This window comes from Acidovorax sp. GW823-FHT01C06, assembly GCF_058798375.1.
In genome coordinates, this window is the sequence record NZ_JBXAKN010000007.1 from 103,197 (window position 1) to 121,778 (window position 18,582).

Sequence of the window (18,582 nt, forward strand, 5' to 3'; positions counted from 1 at the left end):
CCGACACCCAGACCACGGAGCCCACCCCATGTCCACCGCCACCGCTTCTCCCACCCCACCCGGCGGGCCCGCGCCCGCAGCGCCGGCCCGCGCGGTCCTCGCCCTGTCCAGCCTGGTGCTGCGCGCGGAGCGCAACTGCCTCACCGCCCTGATGACCTTGCTGGTGGCGCTGATCCTGCTGAACGTGGCCACCCGCTACACCGGCTTTCCCATTTACTGGATCGACGAAGCGGCGGTCTACACCGTGGTCTGGCTGACCTTCGTGGGGGCCTCCGTGATGACACGGCTGCGCATGGACTTCGCGGTGGGCATGCTGACCGAGAAGCTCTCCGAGAAATGGGCCAAGGCGGCCAAGGTCATCGCCACCACGGGGGTGCTGCTGTTTGGCATCGCCATGCTGGTGATGTGCTGGCTGTGGATGGACCCGGTGGGCATCGCCCGCTACGGCTTCGACGCCAAGGAATTCGGTGCCGAGACCTTCAACTTCCTCTATACCGAGCGCACCCAGACCCTGAACTGGCCCACCTGGGTGCTGCAGCTGATCCTGCCGCTGTTTTCCCTCACCTTCACGCTGCACGCGCTAGCCAACCTCATCGAGGACATGGGCCTGGCACCGCGCCGCAGCCACCCTGGTTTCGACGTCGTCAGCGCCGACGCCGTGAACTGACCCCGGAGCCCGCCCCATGTTCACTTCCCTCTTCTTCTGCGCGGCCCTCATGGTGGGCGTGCCCATCGGCGTGTGCCTGTGCATCTCGGGCATCGCGTACATCTTCAGCACCGGCAACACCGTGCTGTTCCAGTCCTTTCCCATGCAGATGTTCGCGGGGGTGGACAGCTATGGGCTCATCGCCATTCCGCTGTTCATCCTGATCGGCGAGATCATGAACAGCGGCGGCATCACGCGCCGCCTGGTGGACATGTCGATGGCCTTCGTCGGCTCCGTCAAGGGGGGCTTGGCCTACGTGAACATCCTGGCCAACATGCTGGTCTCGTCCATCATCGGCTCGGCCACGGCCCAGGTGGCCATCATGTCCCAGGTGATGGTGCCCGAGATGGAAAAGCAGGGCTACGACAAGACCTTCGCCGCCGGCCTCACGGTCTACGGCGGCATGCTGGGGCCGATCATTCCACCTTCGGTGATGTTCGTGGTCTACAGCGTGCTGGCACAGGTGGCCGTGGGCGACATGCTCATCGCGGGCATCCTGCCGGGCATCCTGCTCACCATCCTGTTCTTCATCATCATCGCGCTGATGGGTTTCATCTACGACTACCCGCGCAGCGAAAGGCGCACGCTGGCGCAGCGGGCCCGCACCGTGGTGACATCCAGCCCCACCCTGCTGATCCCGATCGTGATCGTGGGCTCCATCCTGGGCGGCTTGGCCAATCCGACCGAAGCGGCCGCCGTGGGCGCCCTGGCCGCGGCGCTGGTGGGGCGGTATGTGACCAAGGAATTCCGGCTCGGCTCCATGCCCGCCATCCTGTTGCGCTCGGCCATCTACTCGGCCATCGTGCTGTTCCTGGTGGCCGCCGCCGCGGTGTTTTCCTGGCTGCTGATCTACGGCAAGGTGCCGCAGATGGTGGCGGCCTGGATCCAGACCGTGGCGCACGACCCGATCACCTTCCTGCTGCTGGTCAACGTCATCCTGCTGGTCATCGGCACCGTGATCGACGGCATCCCCGGGCTGATCATGACCGTGCCCATCCTGCTGCCCATCGCCACCGACATCTACCACATCGACCCGCGCCACTTCGGCGTGGTGGTGGTGATCAACCTGGTGCTGGGCCTGATGTCCCCGCCCGTGGGGCTGAGCTTCTTCGTCGCGGCCGCCGTCACCGGCGCCAAGCCCGGCAAGATGTTCATCGTCACCCTGCCCTTCTTCCTCATCAGCTGCGTGGCGCTGGTGATGCTCTCCCTGTTCCCCAGCCTGTCGCTTGCCCTGATCAAGTAAGCGGCTCCATCCCTTCGCCCTCTTCGCATTGCCTCGCACAACTTCCAGGAGTTCACCATGACCGTTTCCCGCCGCCACTTCATCCAGTCCACCGCCGCGGCAGCCGCCGCAGCGGCCCCGCTGGGCTTTCCGTCCGTCGTGCTCGCCGCCGATGCCAAGGAATTCCGCCTGGGCCTGATCACCCCGGCGGGGCACTCATGGAACCGCGCCGCGCTGCAGTTCGGCGAAGCGCTGAAGAAAGAGACCGATGGCCGCCTGAGCGTGACCGTGTTCCACTCGGGCCAGTTGGGCAACGAGACGGCCATGATGCAGCAGCTGCAATCCGGCGCCCTGGACATGGGCTGGATCCAGGCCGCAGAGCTGGGCTCGCGGGTGGCGAGCGTGGCGGCCATCAACGCGCCCTACCTGGTGCGCTCGACCCCCGCGGTGGCCAAGCTGGTGCGCACCCCCGCCGCGCTGAAGCTGCTGGAGGTGCTGCCGCGCGAAACCGGCACCATCGGGCTGGGCTGGGGCATCACCGGCATGCGCGCGGTGTTCGCCACCAAGGACATCGCGGTGCCGACCGACCTCAAGGGCATGAAGCTGCGCATCAACCCCACCCCCGTGTACCGCGACTTCTACCAGTTGCTAGGCGCCGCCCCGACGCCCATTCCCACGCCCGCCGTGTTCGACGCCATGAGCAACGGCCAGGTGGATGGGCTGGAAGCCGACATCGAGTTCTCGTGGAACCAGCGCTTCGACAAGGTTTCCAAGACCCTGCTGCAGATGAACGCCCTCTTCATGCCCTTTGCCCCGCTGGTGTCGGGCCGCATCTGGCAGGGCCTGGATGCCAAGGACAAGGAGCTGATCCGCAAGCTGGTGGCCCAGACGCTGGACGCCCAGATCAACGACATCGTCACCACGGAAGCCGGCCTGATCGAGAAGTTCAAGGGCTCGGGCATCGCGTTCAAGAGCGCCTCCAGCTACAACCCCGACGGCATCATCCAGGAGTTCGACAAGCTGTGGCTGCCCAAGGCTCCTCAGATCGCCGAGCTGCGCAAGGCGGGCGCGGGCCTGTAGGAAGGGTGCGGGCGGGAGCGCTCCCCGTGCCACGGACCGCCAACAGGTTCTAAGATGCGGCACCGCGCCCCCGCGGCCAGGACAACGAACGCCATTCCCCCAGCATGAAACCGAGCAGCGCATCCCTCCCGCGAGACCCCGCCCCCAAACGGCGCGCGGCCGACGTGGCCTACGACGCCATCGAAGCCATGATCTCCACGCTGCAGCTGCAGCCCGGCAGTCCGGTGGTCGAGGCCGAGATCGCCGAAAGCACCGGCCTGGGCCGCACCCCGGTGCGCGAGGCGCTGCTGCGCATGGTCTCCATCGGACTCATCGCGCAGCAGCCCCGGCGCGGGCTGCTGGTATCGCACATCGACCTGGCCGACCACCTGGACGTGATCCAGACACGCCGCGTGCTGGAACGCCTGGTTGCCTCGTGCGCGGCACGCCGCGCCACCGCGCCGCAGCGCCAGGCCATCGTGCGCTGCGCGGAAAAGATGGTGGACGCCGCCGCGCGCGGCCATCTGGACGACTACATGCTGGCCGACCACGAGCTGGATGTGGTGACGCACCAGGCCAGCCAGAACCACTCGGCCGTCAAATGCGTGTCGCCGCTCATCGTGCAGTGCCGCCGGTTCTGGTACGCCTACCAGCACGAGGGCGAGGTGTCCGAGGGCGCGCGCGCCCACATGCACCTGGCCCAGGGCATCGCCACGGGCGACGAAGCGAGGGCCGTGGCCGGTGCGGAGCAGCTCATGGACTACCTGGAGCGGTTCGCGCGGCGCATCATCGACCAGTAGCGGGCCGAATGCCCGCCGGCACCACTCCGAAGTACATCTGCCATGGACCGCGCCGCCTCCGCTGTGACAAGCTCTTGCAGGCGCCCAGCCGCTGATCACCTCACGCGCATCGCATAGAGGCTGCCCATGCACCGGGCGTCCCAGCCCGACCCCGTCATCACCCGCCAGCAGTTGCTCACGGCCGTGCGGGGCTCCAGCCACGCCGAAGGCACGCACGACGTATGAGCGCACTTGGCCAACCCGCGCAAGAAGCTCAATGCCTCCATGCCCCGGCCTCTGGTGGCCGGAGCGGGATCGGCCATCGATGCCTGCCACAGCCCCCCAAGGGCTCATGCCGTGCAGCGCAACGCCCGCTCGCCCGCCACCCGCAGCCGCTCCTTCAGCGATGCCGGCGCAAGCACCTCGAATTCGACATCGAGCGCCATCAGCCAGTAGACCAGGGAGTCATTGGCCGCGCACTCCAGCTGGCACCGCAGCCCCTTGCCCAGGGTGGAGACCACGCCTGCGGACTTGGGAATGCGGCGCGACATCACCGCATACGGCGCATGCAGCACGACGCGCGCCTGCTCGGCGTGGTGCGGCGCCGAGATGGAGCGCGCAACGTAGCCCTTCAGATCGCCGCCGTCAGGCGAGGCCCGGGGCGCGAAATGCGCGCCCACCTGGGGGTCGCCCACGATGCGGTCGATGCGGAAGGTGCGCCAGTCGGTGCGCACCCGGTCCCAGGCGACCAGGTACCAGCGCTCGCCGGTGTGCACCACGCCTTGCGGCTCCACCTGGCGCTGTGCGCTGCGGCCCTTGCCGTCCTCGTAGCTGAACTCGATGCGCAGCTGGTCGCGGCAGGCGGACGCCAGCGTGGCCAGCAGCGATGCTTCCACCACCGGTCCGGTGCGGTCCAGCGGCAGGATGGCCGAACGCAGCGCGTCCACGCGTTTGCGCAGGCGCGCGGGCATGGCCTGCTCCAGCTTGACCAGCGCCCGGAGCGCGGGCTCCTCGATGCCGCCCACCGCGCCGGCCGTGGCGGTGCGCAGCGCGATCGACACGGCCAGGGCCTCGTCGTCGTCCAGCAGCAGGGGCGGCAGCGCCTGTCCGGCGCGAAAGGCATAGCCGCCGGCCACCCCGCTGCTGGCATGCACAGGGTAGCCCAGCTGGCGCAGGCGGTCGATGTCGCGCCGCAGGGTGCGCGGGTGCACCTCCAGGCGCTCGGCCAGTTCTGGCCCCATCCAGTGGTTGCGCGTCTGCAGCAGCGACAGCAGGCGCAAAAGGCGGGTCGATGACGTGAGCATGGTGCGACTGTACTTTTTATTGAGGACCGAAACTGTCCGCAATGGAATCTACAGTGGCACCACCTTTTCTTCCACCACCACCAAGGAGTTTTCCATGTCCATCGTCCTCTACTGGCACCCCATGTCCAGCGCCAGCCCCATTGCCTGCGCCCTTGCCGAACTGGGCGTGCCCCACGAGCGCGTGAAGATCGACATCCGCACTGGCGAGCAGCGCCGCCCGGAGTACCTGGCCCTCAACCCCAACGGCAAGGTGCCCACCCTGACCGTGGACGGCGCCCCCATGTTCGAGGCGCTGGCCATCCACCTGTGGCTGGGCCACCGCTACGGCATCGAGCGGGGGCTGTGGCCCGCCGCGGGCACGCCAGAGGCGCTGCAGGCCCTGTCGTGGTGCGTCTGGGCCTATGTCACCTACGGCACGGTCCTGGTGCGCCTGCAGGTGGCCACGCAAGGCGACGAGGCCCTGCGCAGCCCCGCGCACGCCGAGGCCGCCACCCGGGGGCTGAACGAACTGCTGGCGCTGCTGGATGCACGGCTGGCCGCGCAGCCCTGGATGCTGGGCGCGGACTACTCGCTGGTGGACCTGGTGGTGGGCTCGGTCCTGGGCTACAGCGTGTACCTGGGTGCGCCCGTCAACGCACACCCCCACGTGCAGGCCTGGCTGGCGCGCGTGCAGGCGCGTCCGGCGATGCAGATCGAAAGCTGAGCTGGCGGCGAAAAAGGCGGCCAGGGCTAGAGCAGCACGATGTCGTACTGCTCCTGCCCCATCGCGCTTTCGGACTGCAGCGAGATCGGCTTCTTGATGAAGTCCGAGAGACCGGCCAGGTGCTGGCTTTCCTCGTCCAGGAACAGCTCCACCACCCGCGGCGAGGCCACCACGCGGAACTCGCGCGGGTTGAACTGGCGGGCTTCGCGCAGGATCTCGCGCAGGATGTCGTAGCACACGCTGCGCGCGGTCTTCACGCTGCCCTTGCCCTGGCAGGCCTCGCAGGGTTCGCACAGCATGTGGGCCAGCGATTCGCGGGTGCGCTTGCGCGTCATCTCCACCAGGCCCAGCTGCGAGAAGCCGCCCGCCATGGTCTTCACGCGATCGCGGCCAAGCTGCTTTCGGAACTCCGCCAGCACGGCCTGCTGGTGGTCCTCGCGCACCATGTCGATGAAGTCCACGATGATGATGCCGCCCAGGTTGCGCAGGCGCAGCTGGCGCGCAATGGCCTGCGCGGCCTCCAGGTTGGTCTTGAAGATGGTGTCGTCGAAATTGCGCGCGCCCACGTAGCCACCGGTGTTCACGTCGATGGTGGTCAGCGCCTCGGTCTGGTCCACGATGAGGTAGCCGCCGGATTTCAGATCGACGCGCCGGCCCAGCGCCTTCGCCACTTCCTCGTCGATGGAGTACAGGTCGAAGATCGGGCGCTCGCCCTTGTAGTGCTGCAGCTTGCCGGCGGCGGCGGGCATGAACTCCACACCAAACGCCCGCAGCCGCTGGAACTGCTCCATCGAGTCGAGCCGGATGGTCTGCGTGTGGTCGCCCACCAGGTCGCGCAGCACGCGCTGCAGCAGGTCCAGGTCCTGGTGCAGCAGCGACATCGCGGGCAGCTTGAGCGATGCCTCCTTGATGCGCGCCCAGGTCTTGCGCAGGTAGGCGATGTCCTCCGCCAGCTCGGCGTCGGTCGAATCCTCTCCGTTGGTGCGCAGGATGAAGCCGCCGCCACCGCCCGTGGCCTTGTCGCCCACCAGCGCCTGCAGCCGCGCGCGCAGCGCATCGCGCTCCGCGCCGGGGATTTTTTGCGACACGCCCACATGGTCGTCCTGCGGCAGAAACACCAGCAGGCGCCCGGCCACGCTGATCTGCGTGGACAGGCGTGCGCCCTTGGTGCCGATCGGGTCCTTGATGACCTGCACCATCAGCGACTGGCCTTCGAACACCTGCTTTTCAATGGGTACCTGCGGCTCGTTCTTGCGGGCGAATGCCGGCGGCTCGCCATCGGGCTGGCGTTGCCACACATCGGCCACGTGCAAGAAGGCCGCGCGCTCCAGCCCGATGTCGATGAAGGCCGACTGCATGCCCGGCAGCACACGCGAGACTTTGCCCAGGTAGACGTTGCCCACCAGGCCGCGCTCCAGCGTGCGCTCGATGTGCAGCTCCTGCACGGCGCCATGCTCCACCACGGCCACGCGGGTTTCCTGGGGCGACCAGTTGATCAGGATGTCTTGTTGCATGGCTTCTTCTTTTCTGAAATCGGTCGCGTTCTTGCTGCTGTTGGAATCACCGAGGCGCTACGCCAGGGCCGCCGGGGAACTGGCTTTGCCAGGCCCCTGGCGGCGTCCCCCTGGGGGGAAGGCGCCGCAGGCGACTCAGGAGGGTCATATCTGAAACCCGGCGGCGCGCAGAAGTTGCGCTGTCTCGTACATCGGCAACCCCATGATGCCCGAATAGCTGCCAGCCAGGTGCTCCACATAGGCAGCAGCCCGGCCCTGAATACCGTAAGCCCCGGCCTTGCCCAGTGGCTCACCCGTGGCCACGTAGGCATCAATCTGCGCGGGCGTCATGGCGGCGAAGGTCACGCGCGACACCGACAGCGCAGAAAGGCGCCTGGGGCCCACCTGCAGCGCCACGGCGGTGAGCACGCGGTGCTCGTGCCCTGCCAGTTCGGCCAGCATGCGCGCAGCGTGTTGCGCGTCGTCGGGTTTTCCGTAAATCGTGCGGCCCAGGGCCACGGTGGTGTCGGAGCACAGGATGGGCGCATCCGGCAAACCCCGGCGCGCGCGCCGGGCCACGGCGGCATCCAGCTTGAGGCCGGTCACGCGCTCCACATAGGCCGTGGGCGCCTCGCCGGGCAGCACCGCCTCGATGGCCTCGGCGTCTTCGGGCTCGTCGCCGTCCATGTTGGGCAGCAGCAGTTCGTGGCGCACGCCCAGCTGTTCGATCAGCTGGCGCCGGCGGGGACTCTGGGAGGCAAGGTAGATGAAGTCGGGCATGAACGGATTTTGAGAAGAAAACCGGCTCTAGCGCTTATCCATCAAGCGCTAGCAGCTATAAAAAATATAGTATTTCACCCGCACGCCGATCCAGCCCTCATTCGCGGTGGTAAGGGTGCCCGGCGTTCACCGACCAGGCGCGGTACAGCTGCTCGATGAGCAGCACGCGCACCATGGCATGGGGCAGGGTCAGGTCCGAGAGGCGGATGCGCTCGTGCGCGCCCTGGCGAAACGCCGGATCGAGCCCGTCCGGGCCGCCGATGACCAGTGCCACGTCGTCGCCACCCAGCTGCCAGCCCTTGAGGCGTTCGGCCAGGGCCTTGGTGGTGAGGCTGGTGCCGCGCTCGTCCAGCGCCACCACGCGCGTGCCGCGCGGGATGGCCGCCTCGATGCGCTCGCGCTCGGCGGCGTACAGCGTCTCCAGGGTCTTGGAGCCCCGCGGTTCGGTCTTGACGGCCTTGAGTTCGACCTTGAGTTCGGGCGGAAAGCGTTTGGCGTAGTCGTCGTAAGCCGTTTGCGCCCAGTCAGGCACCCGCTGCCCGACCGCCACGATAAGCAGCTTCATGTGATGTGCACCTGGGGTTCAGAGGGGGGCGCCGTGCGCAGGCGTAGCGGCCAGCACACAGCCCCGCCCACGCATCAGCCCTTGCGGGCTGGAGCCTTCTTGGCCGCGGGCTTGGCCGCTGCGGCGGCGCCAGCGGTCCTGGACGCCGGCTTGGCGGCGGCGCGCGCAGGCGCCTTGCCCACGGGGGCCGATGATTTCTTGGCTGCGGGCTTTTTCGCGCCGCCTGGCTTCACGACCACGGTCTTGACGGGTGCCTTGGGCGCTGCAGGCTTCCTGGCGGCTGCCGTGCCGGCAACCTTGCCCGCGGTCTTGCTGGCGGGTTTGGCGGCGGGCTTGCCAACGTGGGTCTTCGCAGCCGGCTTGGCGGCAGCAGACTTGGCCGGCGCAGCCGCGGCAGTCTTGGCGGCGGTCCTGGCCACGGCCTTCACCGTGGCCTTGCCGGAACGGGCCGCCACGGTGGGCGCCGCCGTCTTTTTTGCAGGCGCCTTGCCAGCGGCCTTGGCGTCGGATTTCGCCGCCTTCTGGGCCGACTTCTTCTCGGCCAGCTCGGTGGCCGCGCTGGAGACCGGCTTGGCCGCGCCGAGCTTCAGGCGCACGGGCGTGTCGCCCCACAGCTCTTCCAGGCGGTAGTACTGGCGGATGGCGGGCTGCATGATGTGCGCCACGGCGGCGCCGCAGTCCACGATGATCCATTCGCCGTTGTCTTCGCCTTCGATACGCGGCTTGGTGAAACCGGCTTCCTTCACCGCGTCGCGCACGCTTGCGGCCAGGGCCTTGGTCTGGCGGTTGGAGGTGCCCGATGCCACGATCACCCGTTCAAACAGCGGCGAGAGATGCTCGGTGTTGAAGACCTGGATGTCTTGCGCCTTGACGTCCTCCAGGCCATCGACGATGGCGCGCTGGAGTTTGGTGACGTCTTTCTTGGCGGCGGTTTCCGATTTGGTGGAGGTGGTCATCAGGCGGTGAATAGAGAGGGAATGGAATCAATATAGCGTGCAACGCAGCGCACAGCCAGCGGGCTGAGCCTTGGGTGTTGCGCTGGTGTTGTGCTTTGGCGCTGCAGCAGTTTGAGGTGTTTTTGGCCTCTTGCGCTGGTGTGAAAAGCGCGGGCAGCTATTGAAATTATAGCTTTTGCGGTGTTCACACCCTTGGGACCGGCTTTCAGGCGGTGGGGGCGGCACCTTCGGCAAGCCAGTCGCGGCGTACCAGGAACCTCTGCAACAGCGCCGCCTCGGCCGAATCGGCGGCATCGGAGCGCTGGTACGACCACGACACCAGCGGCGGCATGGACAACAAAATGGACTCGGTGCGCCCCCCCGACTGCAGGCCAAAGTGGGTGCCCCGGTCCCACACCAGGTTGAACTCCACATAGCGGCCCCGGCGGTAGAGCTGGAAGTCGCGCTCGCGCTCGCCAAACGGCAGGTTCTGGCGCTTCTCCACGATGGGCAGGTAGGCCTTGAGGAAGGCGTCGCCCACCGACTGCGTCATGGCCAGGCTCTGGTCAAAGCCCAGCTCCGAGAAGTCGTCATAGAACACCCCGCCCACACCGCGCTGCTCGCCGCGGTGCTTGAGGTAGAAGTATTCGTCGCACCACTGCTTGAAGCGTGGGTACTTGTCGTCGCCAAAGGCGCTGAGCGCATCGCGGCAGGTGCGGTGAAAGTGCACCGCGTCTTCCTCGAAGCCGTAGTACGGCGTGAGGTCCATGCCACCGCCAAACCAGCAGGTCGGCGCCTGCCCCGGATGGCCCGCCGCGATCATGCGCACATTCATGTGCACGGTGGGCACATACGGGTTGCGCGGGTGGAAGACCAGCGACACGCCCATGGCCTCGAACGGCGCACCGGCCAGCTCGGGCCGGTGCTGCGTGGCCGAGGGTGGCAGCTGCGGGCCGCGCACATGGCTGAAGCCACAGCCCGCGCGTTCGAACACCCGGCCGCCTTCCAGGATCTTGGTGATGCCATCGCCCTGCAGCGGCTCGCCGGGCGGCTTGCTCCAGGCATCGGCCAGAAAGCGTGCACCGCCCTCTCCTTCCACGGCCTCGAGCGCATCGGTGATGCGCGCCTGCAGGCCCTGCAAGTAGCTGCGTACGGTCGCCACGGTCGTGGCCGGATTCAATCCAGGTTGTTGCATTTCAGTTGTCCATTGCCATCGGCGCCATGCACTGCCGGTAAAACTGGCGCGGCCCAGGCCAGGGACGCCCAGCAAGGGCCACCCCCGCGTGGGCGTCGTCCCTTGCGGGGGAAGGCGCCGCAGGGGACTCAGGAAGGGGTTATTTCACCGCGCGGAAACCAATGTCGCGGCGGTACTGCGCGCCATCGAACTGGATGCCACGCGCCACGTCGTAGGCACGCTGCTGCGCCTGCTTGACGCTGTCGGCCAGCACCGTCACGCACAGCACCCGGCCACCGGTCACGCTGACCACGCCGTCTTTCAGCTGCGTGCCGGCATGGAACACCACGGCATCGTCGGCCTCGGCGGGCAGGCCGGTGATGGGGTCGCCCTTGCGCGGGTTCTCCGGGTAGCCGTGGGCTGCCATGACCACGCCCAGCGCGGTGCGGCGGTCCCATTGCAGCTCCATCTGGTCGAGCTTGCCATCGGCCGCGGCGGCCATCACATCGCTGAAATCGCTTTTCAGGCGCATCAGGATGGGCTGGGTCTCGGGATCGCCCATGCGGCAGTTGAATTCGAGCGTCTTGGGGTGGCCCTTGGCGTCGATCATCAGCCCGGCATACAGAAAACCGGTGTAGGGAATGCCGTCCTTTTCCATGCCCCGGATGGTGGGCAGGATGATCTCGCGCATGGCGCGGGCGTGCACGTCGGCCGTGACCACGGGCGCGGGCGAGTAGGCCCCCATGCCGCCGGTGTTGGGGCCTTCGTCGCCGTCTTTGAGGCGCTTGTGGTCCTGGCTGGTGGCCAGCGCCAGCACGTTCTTGCCATCGCACAGCACGATGAAACTGGCTTCCTCGCCTTCGAGGAATTCCTCGATCACCACGCGCGCGCCACCTTCGTTGTGCGTCACGCCGTATTTGTTGTCCACGAGCATGAAGTCCACGGCATCGTGGGCCTCCTGCAGCGTCATGGCCACGACCACGCCCTTGCCAGCGGCCAGGCCGTCGGCCTTGATGACGATGGGGGCGCCCAGGCGGTCCACGAAGGCGTGGGCGGCGGCCGGGTCGGTGAAGGTGTCGTAGTCGGCCGTGGGAATGCCATGGCGGCGCATGAAGGCCTTGGAGAAGGCCTTGGAGCTTTCGAGCTGGGCAGCAGCCTTGGTGGGGCCGAAGATGCGCAGGCCATTGGCACGGAACTCATCGACCACACCCGCCGCCAGTGGCGCTTCGGGGCCCACCACCGTCAGTGCGATCTTTTCGGCCTGCGCCCACACACGCAGTTCGCGCACGTCGGTGATGGCCACGTTCTCGAGCTTGGAGTTCAGCGCGGTGCCACCGTTGCCGGGCGCCACATACACCTTGGTCACCTTGGGGGACTGGCTCAGTTTCCACGCCATCGCGTGTTCACGGCCGCCGCCACCAATCACAAGTACTTTCATAGGAGCCTTTGGTGAACCCGGCCCACAGCACCGGGCTGCGTGGCGGGGTTCGGGGAAATATCAGTCGGAAAACAGGTCAGCGCAAGAAAAAATCGGCGATCCAGCGGCGCCGAGGTCAGAGCGCGGCGTTGTGGTAGACCTCTTGCGTATCGTCCAGGTCTTCCAGCACGTCCAGCAGCTTTTGCATCCTGGCGGCGTCGTCGCCGGTCAGTTCAATGGTGTTCTCGGGCCGCATGGTCACGCCCGCCACCTCGGCAGTGAGGCCCGCCGCCTCCAGCGCGTTCTTCACGGCCTCGAAGTCGGCCGGAGCGGTCAGCACCTCCACGGCGCCATCGTCGTCGGTCACCACGTCTTCGGCGCCCGCCTCCAGCGCCACTTCCATCACCTTGTCCTCGCTGGTGCCAGGGGCAAAGATCAGCTGGCCGCAGTGCTTGAACTGGAACACCACCGAGCCTTCGGTCCCCATGTTGCCACCGTGTTTGCTGAACGCGTGTCGCACTTCGGCCACGGTGCGCACCCGGTTGTCGGTCATGGTGTCGATCATGATGGCCGCGCCGCCAATGCCATAGCCTTCGTAGCGGATTTCCTCGTAGGTCAGGCCTTCGGCGTTGCCCGTGGCCTTGTCGATGTTGTATTTGATGCGGTCGGCGGGCATGTTGGCCGCCTTGGCCTTGTCCACCGCCAGACGCAAGCGGGGGTTGGCAGACAGGTCGCCGCCGCCCGACCGGGCAGCCACGGTGATTTCGCGAATGATGCGGGTCCAGATCTTGCCGCGTTTTTCATCCTGCCGCCCCTTGCGGTGCTGGATATTCGCCCATTTGCTGTGTCCTGCCACGAGAGATCCTTTTGTATTGATTTAATCTACTGAGCGCGATTTTACTTTTTGCCGAACCTGTACCCCCGAGGAAACCCCAAATGGCCGAACCCCTGCTGATTGCCAAGCACGACACCATCGAATGCCACCTGCTTCCAGGGCTGGCCAACCGCCACGGGCTCATCACCGGCGCCACCGGCACGGGCAAGACAGTGACCTTGCAGACCCTGGCCGAGAACTTCTCGCGCATCGGCGTGCCGGTGTTCATGGCCGATGTGAAGGGCGACCTCACGGGCGCCAGCCAGCCCGGCAAGATCGGCGACAAGCTGGCCGCCGTGCTCAAGGAGCGCGGCCTTCCCCTGCCCGCCCCCCTGGCCTGCCCCACCACGCTGTGGGACGTGTTCGGCGAACAGGGCCACCCGGTGCGCGCCACCGTGTCCGACATGGGCCCGCTGCTGCTGGGCCGCATGCTCAACCTCAATGAAACCCAGCTGGGCGTGCTCAACCTGGTGTTCAAGATCGCCGACGACAACGGCATGCTGCTGCTGGACCTCAAGGACCTGCGCGCCATGCTGCAGTACGTGGGCGACAACGCCAAGGAGTTCACCACCGAATATGGCAACGTGAGCGCCGCCAGCGTGGGCGCCATCCAGCGCGGGCTGCTGCAGATCGAGCAGCAGGGCGGCAGCGAGTTCTTCGGCGAGCCCATGCTCAATATCCAGGACTTCATGCAAACCGTCGATGGCCACGGTGTCGTCAATATCCTGGCGGCCGACAAGCTCATGAATTCGCCGCGGCTGTATGCCACCTTCCTCTTGTGGATGCTGTCGGAACTGTTCGAGCAACTGCCCGAGATCGGCGACCCCGAGCAGCCCAAGCTGGTGTTCTTCTTCGACGAGGCCCACCTCCTGTTCAACGAGGCGCCCAAGGTGCTCATCGAGCGCATCGAACTCGTGGTGCGCCTGGTGCGCTCCAAGGGCGTGGGCGTGTACTTCGTGACGCAAAACCCGCTGGACATCCCCGACAGCGTGCTCGCCCAGCTGGGCAACCGCGTGCAGCATGCGCTGCGCGCCTTCACGCCCCGCGACCAGAAGGCCGTGAAGGCCACGGCCACCACCATGCGGCAAAAGCCGGGCCTCGACATCGAGACCGCCATCACCGAACTGGCCGTGGGCGAGGCGCTGGTGAGCTTTCTCGATGCCAAGGGCCGCCCGAGCATCACCGAACGGGTGTTCGTGCTGCCGCCCGGCAGCCAGCTCGGTCCCATCACGCCGCAGCAGCGCCAGATGCTGGTGGCCAACTCGCTGGTCGCGGGCGTGTATGAAAAGGTGGTGGACCGCGAGTCGGCCTACGAAAAACTCAAGGGCCGCGCGGCCGAAGCCAGTGCCCAGGCGCCAGCCAATGGCAGCAAAGGCACGCCCGCCAACACGGAAGACAGCGGCGGCGGCCTGATGGGCGGGCTCAACGACGTGCTGTTTGGCACCACCGGCCCGCGCGGCGGCAAACGCGATGGCCTGGCCCAGACCATGGCCAAGTCGGCCGTGCGCACCATGGGCACCTCGCTGGGCAAGGAGATCCTGCGCGGAGTGCTGGGCAGCATCTTCGGCGGCAGCAAGCGCCGTTGACCACGGGCGGGGCGCAGATTCCCGCCCCTGCCCTGCGTCCCCGGCGCGGCACTGTCGCCGCGGCTGCAGCAGGGTGGTGATGGTGCGGCGGGCACACCAGCCGTGCCCCCTGGCGACACCACCCGAAGTGTCATCAATCGGTCACAAAACCGCCGTGAAATCGCCACACAACAACAAAAAAGGAGGGACGATGAAACGCATCGACAACATGCTGCTGTGGTGGGCAAGCAAGGTCGTGCCGCTGGCGATTGCCGTGTGGGTGGTTGCCATCGCCGGGCTCCTGGGCGGCGCCTGGCGCCTGCGCTGGCCCTGGCTCCTGTATTTCCTTGCCACGGTCATCATCACGGCCCTGGCGATCCAGTGGACCCGCGCGGTGCGCCAGCGCACCATCCGCGAAGCCCCCCTGCCCCGCTTTCTGCAGCGCAAGCTGCGCGAAACCTACCCCCACCTGAGCACGCGCGACTGCGAGCTGGTGGAGCGGGGCCTGCGCCAGTTCTTCATGGCCTGCCTGCGCGGCAACAAGCAGTTCGTGGCCATGCCCTCCAAGGCGGTCGACGTGCTGTGGCATGAGTTCATCCTGCACACCCAGGCCTACAAGCACTGGTGCCACCATGCGCTGGGCTTCTTCCTGCACCACACGCCCGCCGAGGCGCTGGGCGCGAAGGCCCGGCACAACGACGGCCTGCGCCGCTGCTGGTACTGGGTGTGCAAGGAGGAATCCATCGACCCCAAGGCCCCCAGCCGCCTGCCCCTGCTGTTCGCGCTGGATGCCAAGTTCGCCATCCCGGGCGGCTTTGCCTACGTGCCTGACTGCTCCGACATCGCCCGCAAGAGCGATGCGGGCGGCAGCGGCGGCGACAGCTACTGCGGCACCAGCTTCTCGGACGGCGGCTACAGCGGCAGCTCGGGCGACTTCGGCGGCGCCGACAGCTCGGATGGAGGCGGGAGCGACGGCGCAGGGGATGGCGGCGGCTGCGGCGGCGGGGGCGGCGATTGACGGGCCATGCCACGGCCGTCTGCCACCCTCGTGCAAATGCTCCTCATTTGATAGCTATTGGCGCTTGATAGATAAGGGCTTGAAGCCAGAATCATCCAAAGTCACCCAGGCGACGACACTGCCGGGGCCTGCGGGTCTACAGTGGCACCCCATGAACAAGACCCTCACCTGCTTCAGCCTCGGCATCTCCCAGCATGTCGCCCACCTGGTGATGAACCGGCCCGAGGCCATGAACACCATGCACCCCACCTTCTGGCGCGAGCTGGACGAGGTGCTGGCCCACCTGCAACAGGCGGGCGAGGCGCGTGCGCTGGTCATCAGCAGCACGGGCAAGCATTTCAGCGCGGGCATGGCGCTGGAGACCTTCGGCGGCGCCATCACCATGGACGACCAGAGCCCCGAAGGCCGCGCCGCCATCTTCGACCTGCTCACCGACATGCAGGCCACCTTCACCCGCATCGAGAACCTGCGCATTCCCGTGATCATGGCCATCCACGGCGGCTGCATCGGCGGCGCGGTGGACATGGTGACGGCGGCCTGCGTGCGCTACGCCACGGCGGATGCGTTCTTCTGCATCCAGGAAATCAACATCGGCATGGTGGCCGACGTGGGCACGCTGCAGCGCCTGCCCAAGCTCATCCCGCTGGGCGTGGTGAAAGAACTGGCCTACACCGGCCGCCGCCTGGGCGCCGCCAGGGCCCTGGGCCACGGGCTGGTCAACGAGGTGTTCGACACGCAGGAGGCCATGCTGGCCGCCGCCCTGCAATGCGCCCAGGAGATCGCCGCCAAGCCCCCCGTCGCCATCTGGGGCACCAAGCAGGCCGTGAACTACGCGCGCGACCACAGCGTGGAAGACAGCCTGCGCCAGATGGGCTGGCTGCAGGGCGCCATCTGGAGCAACCAGCACGTGCGCGAGTCGGTCACGGCCATGAAGCAAAAGCGCGCGGGCGACTTCCCGGCCCTGGCGCCGCTGGTACGGTTCAGCGAACTGGGCTGAGAGCGCCGCGCCGCGAGACCGGCGCGAAAAGTCAAAATTGATAGCTGCCCGCGCTGACAGGACAACCGGCAGAGGCCTTTTCGGCGCGCGGCGATCGCGTCTGGGGCTATCATGTGGCGAACACGGGCAACCCCTTGCCCGCCCCTGCCCCGAGGACGCCGCCATGACATTGCCCAGTCTGACCCCGCCCACCTACGACGACGTGGCCGCCGCCGCGCACCGGCTCAAGGGCATCGCGCACCGCACGCCGGTGCTGCGCTCCACCACCGCCGACGAAATGCTGGGCGCCCAGCTCTTCTTCAAATGCGAGAACCTGCAGCGCACGGGCGCGTTCAAGTTCCGCGGCGCCTTCAACACGCTCGCCCAGTTCACCGACGAGCAGCGCGAACGCGGCGTGCTGGCTTTCTCGGCCGGCAACCATGCGCAGGCGATCGCGCTGTCGGCCCGCCTGCTGGACATGCCCGTCGCCATCGTCATGCCCGAAGACGCGCCCGCCTCCAAGATGGCGGCCACGCGCGCCTATGGAGCCCAGGTCGTCACCTACGACCGCTACACCGAGGACCGCGAGGCCATCAGCCGCCGCCTGGCGCTGGAGCGAGGCATGACGCTGGTGCCTCCGTTCGACCATCCCCACGTCATCGCGGGCCAGGGCACCGCGGCGCTGGAGCTTTTTGAAGAAGTGCCCGACCTCGACTACCTGTTCGTGTGCGTGGGCGGCGGGGGCCTGCTGGCAGGCAGCCTGCTGGCCGCGGGCGCCCTGGCACCGCGCTGCCGCGTGATCGGCGTGGAGCCCGAAAACGGCAACGACGGCCAGCAGTCGCTGCGGGCGGGGCAGATCGTGCGCATCCCGACGCCGCACACCATCGCCGATGGCGCGCAGACCCAGGCGCTGGGCGAGCTCACCTTTCCCATCATCCGCGAGCGGGTGGAAGACATCCTGAGCGTGAGCGACGCCCAGCTCATGCAGTCCCTGCGCTTCTTCGCGGAGCGCATGAAGATCGTGGTGGAGCCCACGGGCGCCCTTGCCTATGCGGGCGCGCACGCGTTCTCGGGTGTCGATGACGGCGGCAAGCTGCTGCAGGGCGAACGGGTGGGCGTCATCATCAGCGGCGGCAATGTGGACCTGGCGCGCTATGCGCGGTTCCTGTCGGATTAGACTCACCCATGCGCCGCGCCGCCGCCGCCAGCCCCAGAGGGCGACGCCAGCGGCCCGCCACGGCCGGCCGCACGGCAGCACGGCAGCACGGCAGCACGCAACCCTGACAGTGCCTGCCGCCAGCGCCTCTGTCAGGTAAAAATGCAGGCGCGCCTCTTTCCATCCCCCAAAACACAGGCCCAGCCATGAGCAACGTCACCGTCATCAACCACCCCCTCGTCCAGCACAAGCTCACGCTGATGCGCAAGAAGGACGCCAGCACCAACAGCTTTCGCCGCCTGCTGGGCGAGCTCAGCACGCTCATGGCGTACGAAGTCACGCGCGACATGCCCCTGCAGGACGTGCAGATCGAAACCCCGCTGGAGACCATGACCGGCCAGGTGATCGACGGCAAGAAGCTGGTACTGGTCTCCATCCTGCGCGCGGGCAACGGCTTCCTCGACGGCATGCTCAACGTGGTGCCCGGCGCCCGCGTGGGCCACATCGGGCTGTACCGCGACCCGGCCACGCTGCAGCCGGTGGAGTACTACTTCAAGATGCCGTCCGAAATGGACGAGCGCGACATCATCGTGGTGGACCCCATGCTGGCCACCGGCAACTCGGCCGCCGCCTGCGTGGACCGCCTGAAAAAGCTCAACCCCCGCTCCATCAAGTTCGTGTGCCTGCTGGCCGCCCCCGAAGGCGTGGCCACGCTGCAAAAGGCCCACCCCGACGTGCCGATCTTCACCGCCGCCATCGACCGCGAACTGAACGACCACGGCTACATCCTGCCGGGGCTGGGGGATGCGGGGGACCGGATCTTCGGCACCAAGTAGGCGCACGCCACACCATCGCG

The 18,582-nt window shown here is 67.4% G+C and carries 18 protein-coding genes; 10 read left to right on the forward strand and 8 right to left on the reverse strand.

From position 1 onward, the window contains the following. The first annotated feature begins 28 nt into the window (after window positions 1-28). The 4 genes from AC1RCS_RS15620 (at window position 29) to AC1RCS_RS15635 (ending at window position 3,787) form a co-directional block, all read left to right on the forward strand. Window positions 29-667, forward strand: coding sequence for a TRAP transporter small permease (locus AC1RCS_RS15620; protein WP_492245325.1), 639 nt, complete (start codon window positions 29-31; stop codon window positions 665-667). Between the two features lie 16 nt (window positions 668-683). Beyond that, window positions 684-1,949 (forward strand): TRAP transporter large permease, encoded by a 1,266-nt coding sequence (locus AC1RCS_RS15625; RefSeq protein WP_218295176.1) that lies wholly within the window; start codon window positions 684-686, stop codon window positions 1,947-1,949. Window positions 1,950-2,006: 57 nt separating this feature from the next. Then, window positions 2,007-3,008, forward strand: a complete 1,002-nt coding sequence (locus tag AC1RCS_RS15630; RefSeq protein ID WP_492245326.1) for a TRAP transporter substrate-binding protein — start codon at window positions 2,007-2,009, stop codon at window positions 3,006-3,008. A 104-nt stretch (window positions 3,009-3,112) separates the two neighbouring features. Beyond that, a complete protein-coding gene (locus tag AC1RCS_RS15635; RefSeq protein WP_218295178.1) occupies window positions 3,113-3,787 on the forward strand; it encodes a GntR family transcriptional regulator in 675 nt (224 codons plus the stop codon). A gap of 329 nt (window positions 3,788-4,116) precedes the next feature. Here the strand turns inward: AC1RCS_RS15635 and AC1RCS_RS15640 are convergent, their stop codons facing one another. Further along, window positions 4,117-5,070: a helix-turn-helix transcriptional regulator gene (locus tag AC1RCS_RS15640; RefSeq protein ID WP_218294871.1), complete on the reverse strand. Its 954-nt coding sequence runs from the start codon at window positions 5,068-5,070 to the stop codon at window positions 4,117-4,119. A 94-nt stretch (window positions 5,071-5,164) separates the two neighbouring features. On the opposite strand from AC1RCS_RS15640, the gene AC1RCS_RS15645 reads away from it, so the two are divergent. Further along, window positions 5,165-5,773, forward strand: a complete 609-nt coding sequence (locus AC1RCS_RS15645; RefSeq protein WP_218294870.1) for a glutathione S-transferase family protein — start codon at window positions 5,165-5,167, stop codon at window positions 5,771-5,773. A gap of 26 nt (window positions 5,774-5,799) precedes the next feature. Here the strand turns inward: AC1RCS_RS15645 and rng are convergent, their stop codons facing one another. From rng to AC1RCS_RS15680, 7 genes are all read right to left on the reverse strand, one after another. Beyond that, window positions 5,800-7,287: a ribonuclease G gene (gene rng, locus AC1RCS_RS15650; protein ID WP_218294869.1), complete on the reverse strand. Its 1,488-nt coding sequence runs from the start codon at window positions 7,285-7,287 to the stop codon at window positions 5,800-5,802. 144 nt (window positions 7,288-7,431) lie between these two features. Then, window positions 7,432-8,046, reverse strand: a complete 615-nt coding sequence (locus AC1RCS_RS15655; protein ID WP_492245327.1) for a Maf family protein — start codon at window positions 8,044-8,046, stop codon at window positions 7,432-7,434. A gap of 97 nt (window positions 8,047-8,143) precedes the next feature. Beyond that, window positions 8,144-8,611, reverse strand: coding sequence for a 23S rRNA (pseudouridine(1915)-N(3))-methyltransferase RlmH (rlmH, locus tag AC1RCS_RS15660; RefSeq protein WP_005798500.1), 468 nt, complete (start codon window positions 8,609-8,611; stop codon window positions 8,144-8,146). Between the two features lie 74 nt (window positions 8,612-8,685). Continuing rightward, on the reverse strand, window positions 8,686-9,567 hold the full coding sequence (gene rsfS / locus AC1RCS_RS15665) for a ribosome silencing factor (RefSeq protein ID WP_218338491.1): 882 nt from the start codon (window positions 9,565-9,567) through the stop codon (window positions 8,686-8,688). Window positions 9,568-9,772: 205 nt separating this feature from the next. Next, complete coding sequence (gene hemF / locus AC1RCS_RS15670) at window positions 9,773-10,741, reverse strand: oxygen-dependent coproporphyrinogen oxidase (RefSeq protein ID WP_218338490.1); 969 nt, start codon at window positions 10,739-10,741, stop codon at window positions 9,773-9,775. 139 nt (window positions 10,742-10,880) lie between these two features. After that, on the reverse strand, window positions 10,881-12,158 hold the full coding sequence (purD, locus tag AC1RCS_RS15675) for a phosphoribosylamine--glycine ligase (protein WP_492245328.1): 1,278 nt from the start codon (window positions 12,156-12,158) through the stop codon (window positions 10,881-10,883). A 115-nt stretch (window positions 12,159-12,273) separates the two neighbouring features. Further along, window positions 12,274-12,993, reverse strand: a complete 720-nt coding sequence (locus tag AC1RCS_RS15680; RefSeq protein ID WP_218294864.1) for a YebC/PmpR family DNA-binding transcriptional regulator — start codon at window positions 12,991-12,993, stop codon at window positions 12,274-12,276. An 80-nt stretch (window positions 12,994-13,073) separates the two neighbouring features. Between AC1RCS_RS15680 and AC1RCS_RS15685 the strand changes: the two genes are divergently transcribed. The 5 genes from AC1RCS_RS15685 (at window position 13,074) to upp (ending at window position 18,562) form a co-directional block, all read left to right on the forward strand. Then, complete coding sequence (locus AC1RCS_RS15685) at window positions 13,074-14,597, forward strand: helicase HerA-like C-terminal domain-containing protein (protein WP_218294863.1); 1,524 nt, start codon at window positions 13,074-13,076, stop codon at window positions 14,595-14,597. A 190-nt stretch (window positions 14,598-14,787) separates the two neighbouring features. Further along, window positions 14,788-15,594, forward strand: coding sequence for a glycine-rich domain-containing protein (locus tag AC1RCS_RS15690; RefSeq protein ID WP_492245329.1), 807 nt, complete (start codon window positions 14,788-14,790; stop codon window positions 15,592-15,594). 151 nt (window positions 15,595-15,745) lie between these two features. After that, window positions 15,746-16,591: an enoyl-CoA hydratase-related protein gene (locus tag AC1RCS_RS15695; protein ID WP_218294861.1), complete on the forward strand. Its 846-nt coding sequence runs from the start codon at window positions 15,746-15,748 to the stop codon at window positions 16,589-16,591. A gap of 163 nt (window positions 16,592-16,754) precedes the next feature. Beyond that, window positions 16,755-17,747 carry a threo-3-hydroxy-L-aspartate ammonia-lyase gene (locus tag AC1RCS_RS15700; protein WP_218294860.1) on the forward strand — a complete coding sequence of 331 codons (993 nt, stop codon included), beginning with the start codon at window positions 16,755-16,757 and terminating at the stop codon, window positions 17,745-17,747. Between the two features lie 185 nt (window positions 17,748-17,932). Next, entirely contained in the window at window positions 17,933-18,562 is a 630-nt protein-coding gene (upp, locus tag AC1RCS_RS15705) for a uracil phosphoribosyltransferase (protein ID WP_218294859.1), read from the forward strand. The last annotated feature ends 20 nt before the right edge of the window (window positions 18,563-18,582 follow it).

Coding starts and splice junctions, on each gene's coding strand:
- AC1RCS_RS15690 (WP_492245329.1), top strand. CDS start 14,788: ATGAAACGCATCGACAACATGCTGCTGTGGTGGGCAAGCAAGGTCGTG.
- purD (WP_492245328.1), bottom strand. CDS start 12,158: ATGAAAGTACTTGTGATTGGTGGCGGCGGCCGTGAACACGCGATGGCG.
- rlmH (WP_005798500.1), bottom strand. CDS start 8,611: ATGAAGCTGCTTATCGTGGCGGTCGGGCAGCGGGTGCCTGACTGGGCG.
- AC1RCS_RS15695 (WP_218294861.1), top strand. CDS start 15,746: ATGAACAAGACCCTCACCTGCTTCAGCCTCGGCATCTCCCAGCATGTC.
- rsfS (WP_218338491.1), bottom strand. CDS start 9,567: ATGACCACCTCCACCAAATCGGAAACCGCCGCCAAGAAAGACGTCACC.
- AC1RCS_RS15630 (WP_492245326.1), top strand. CDS start 2,007: ATGACCGTTTCCCGCCGCCACTTCATCCAGTCCACCGCCGCGGCAGCC.
- AC1RCS_RS15635 (WP_218295178.1), top strand. CDS start 3,113: ATGAAACCGAGCAGCGCATCCCTCCCGCGAGACCCCGCCCCCAAACGG.
- AC1RCS_RS15625 (WP_218295176.1), top strand. CDS start 684: ATGTTCACTTCCCTCTTCTTCTGCGCGGCCCTCATGGTGGGCGTGCCC.
- AC1RCS_RS15700 (WP_218294860.1), top strand. CDS start 16,755: ATGACATTGCCCAGTCTGACCCCGCCCACCTACGACGACGTGGCCGCC.
- AC1RCS_RS15655 (WP_492245327.1), bottom strand. CDS start 8,046: ATGCCCGACTTCATCTACCTTGCCTCCCAGAGTCCCCGCCGGCGCCAG.
- AC1RCS_RS15620 (WP_492245325.1), top strand. CDS start 29: ATGTCCACCGCCACCGCTTCTCCCACCCCACCCGGCGGGCCCGCGCCC.
- hemF (WP_218338490.1), bottom strand. CDS start 10,741: ATGCAACAACCTGGATTGAATCCGGCCACGACCGTGGCGACCGTACGC.
- AC1RCS_RS15640 (WP_218294871.1), bottom strand. CDS start 5,070: ATGCTCACGTCATCGACCCGCCTTTTGCGCCTGCTGTCGCTGCTGCAG.
- AC1RCS_RS15645 (WP_218294870.1), top strand. CDS start 5,165: ATGTCCATCGTCCTCTACTGGCACCCCATGTCCAGCGCCAGCCCCATT.
- rng (WP_218294869.1), bottom strand. CDS start 7,287: ATGCAACAAGACATCCTGATCAACTGGTCGCCCCAGGAAACCCGCGTG.
- upp (WP_218294859.1), top strand. CDS start 17,933: ATGAGCAACGTCACCGTCATCAACCACCCCCTCGTCCAGCACAAGCTC.
- AC1RCS_RS15685 (WP_218294863.1), top strand. CDS start 13,074: ATGGCCGAACCCCTGCTGATTGCCAAGCACGACACCATCGAATGCCAC.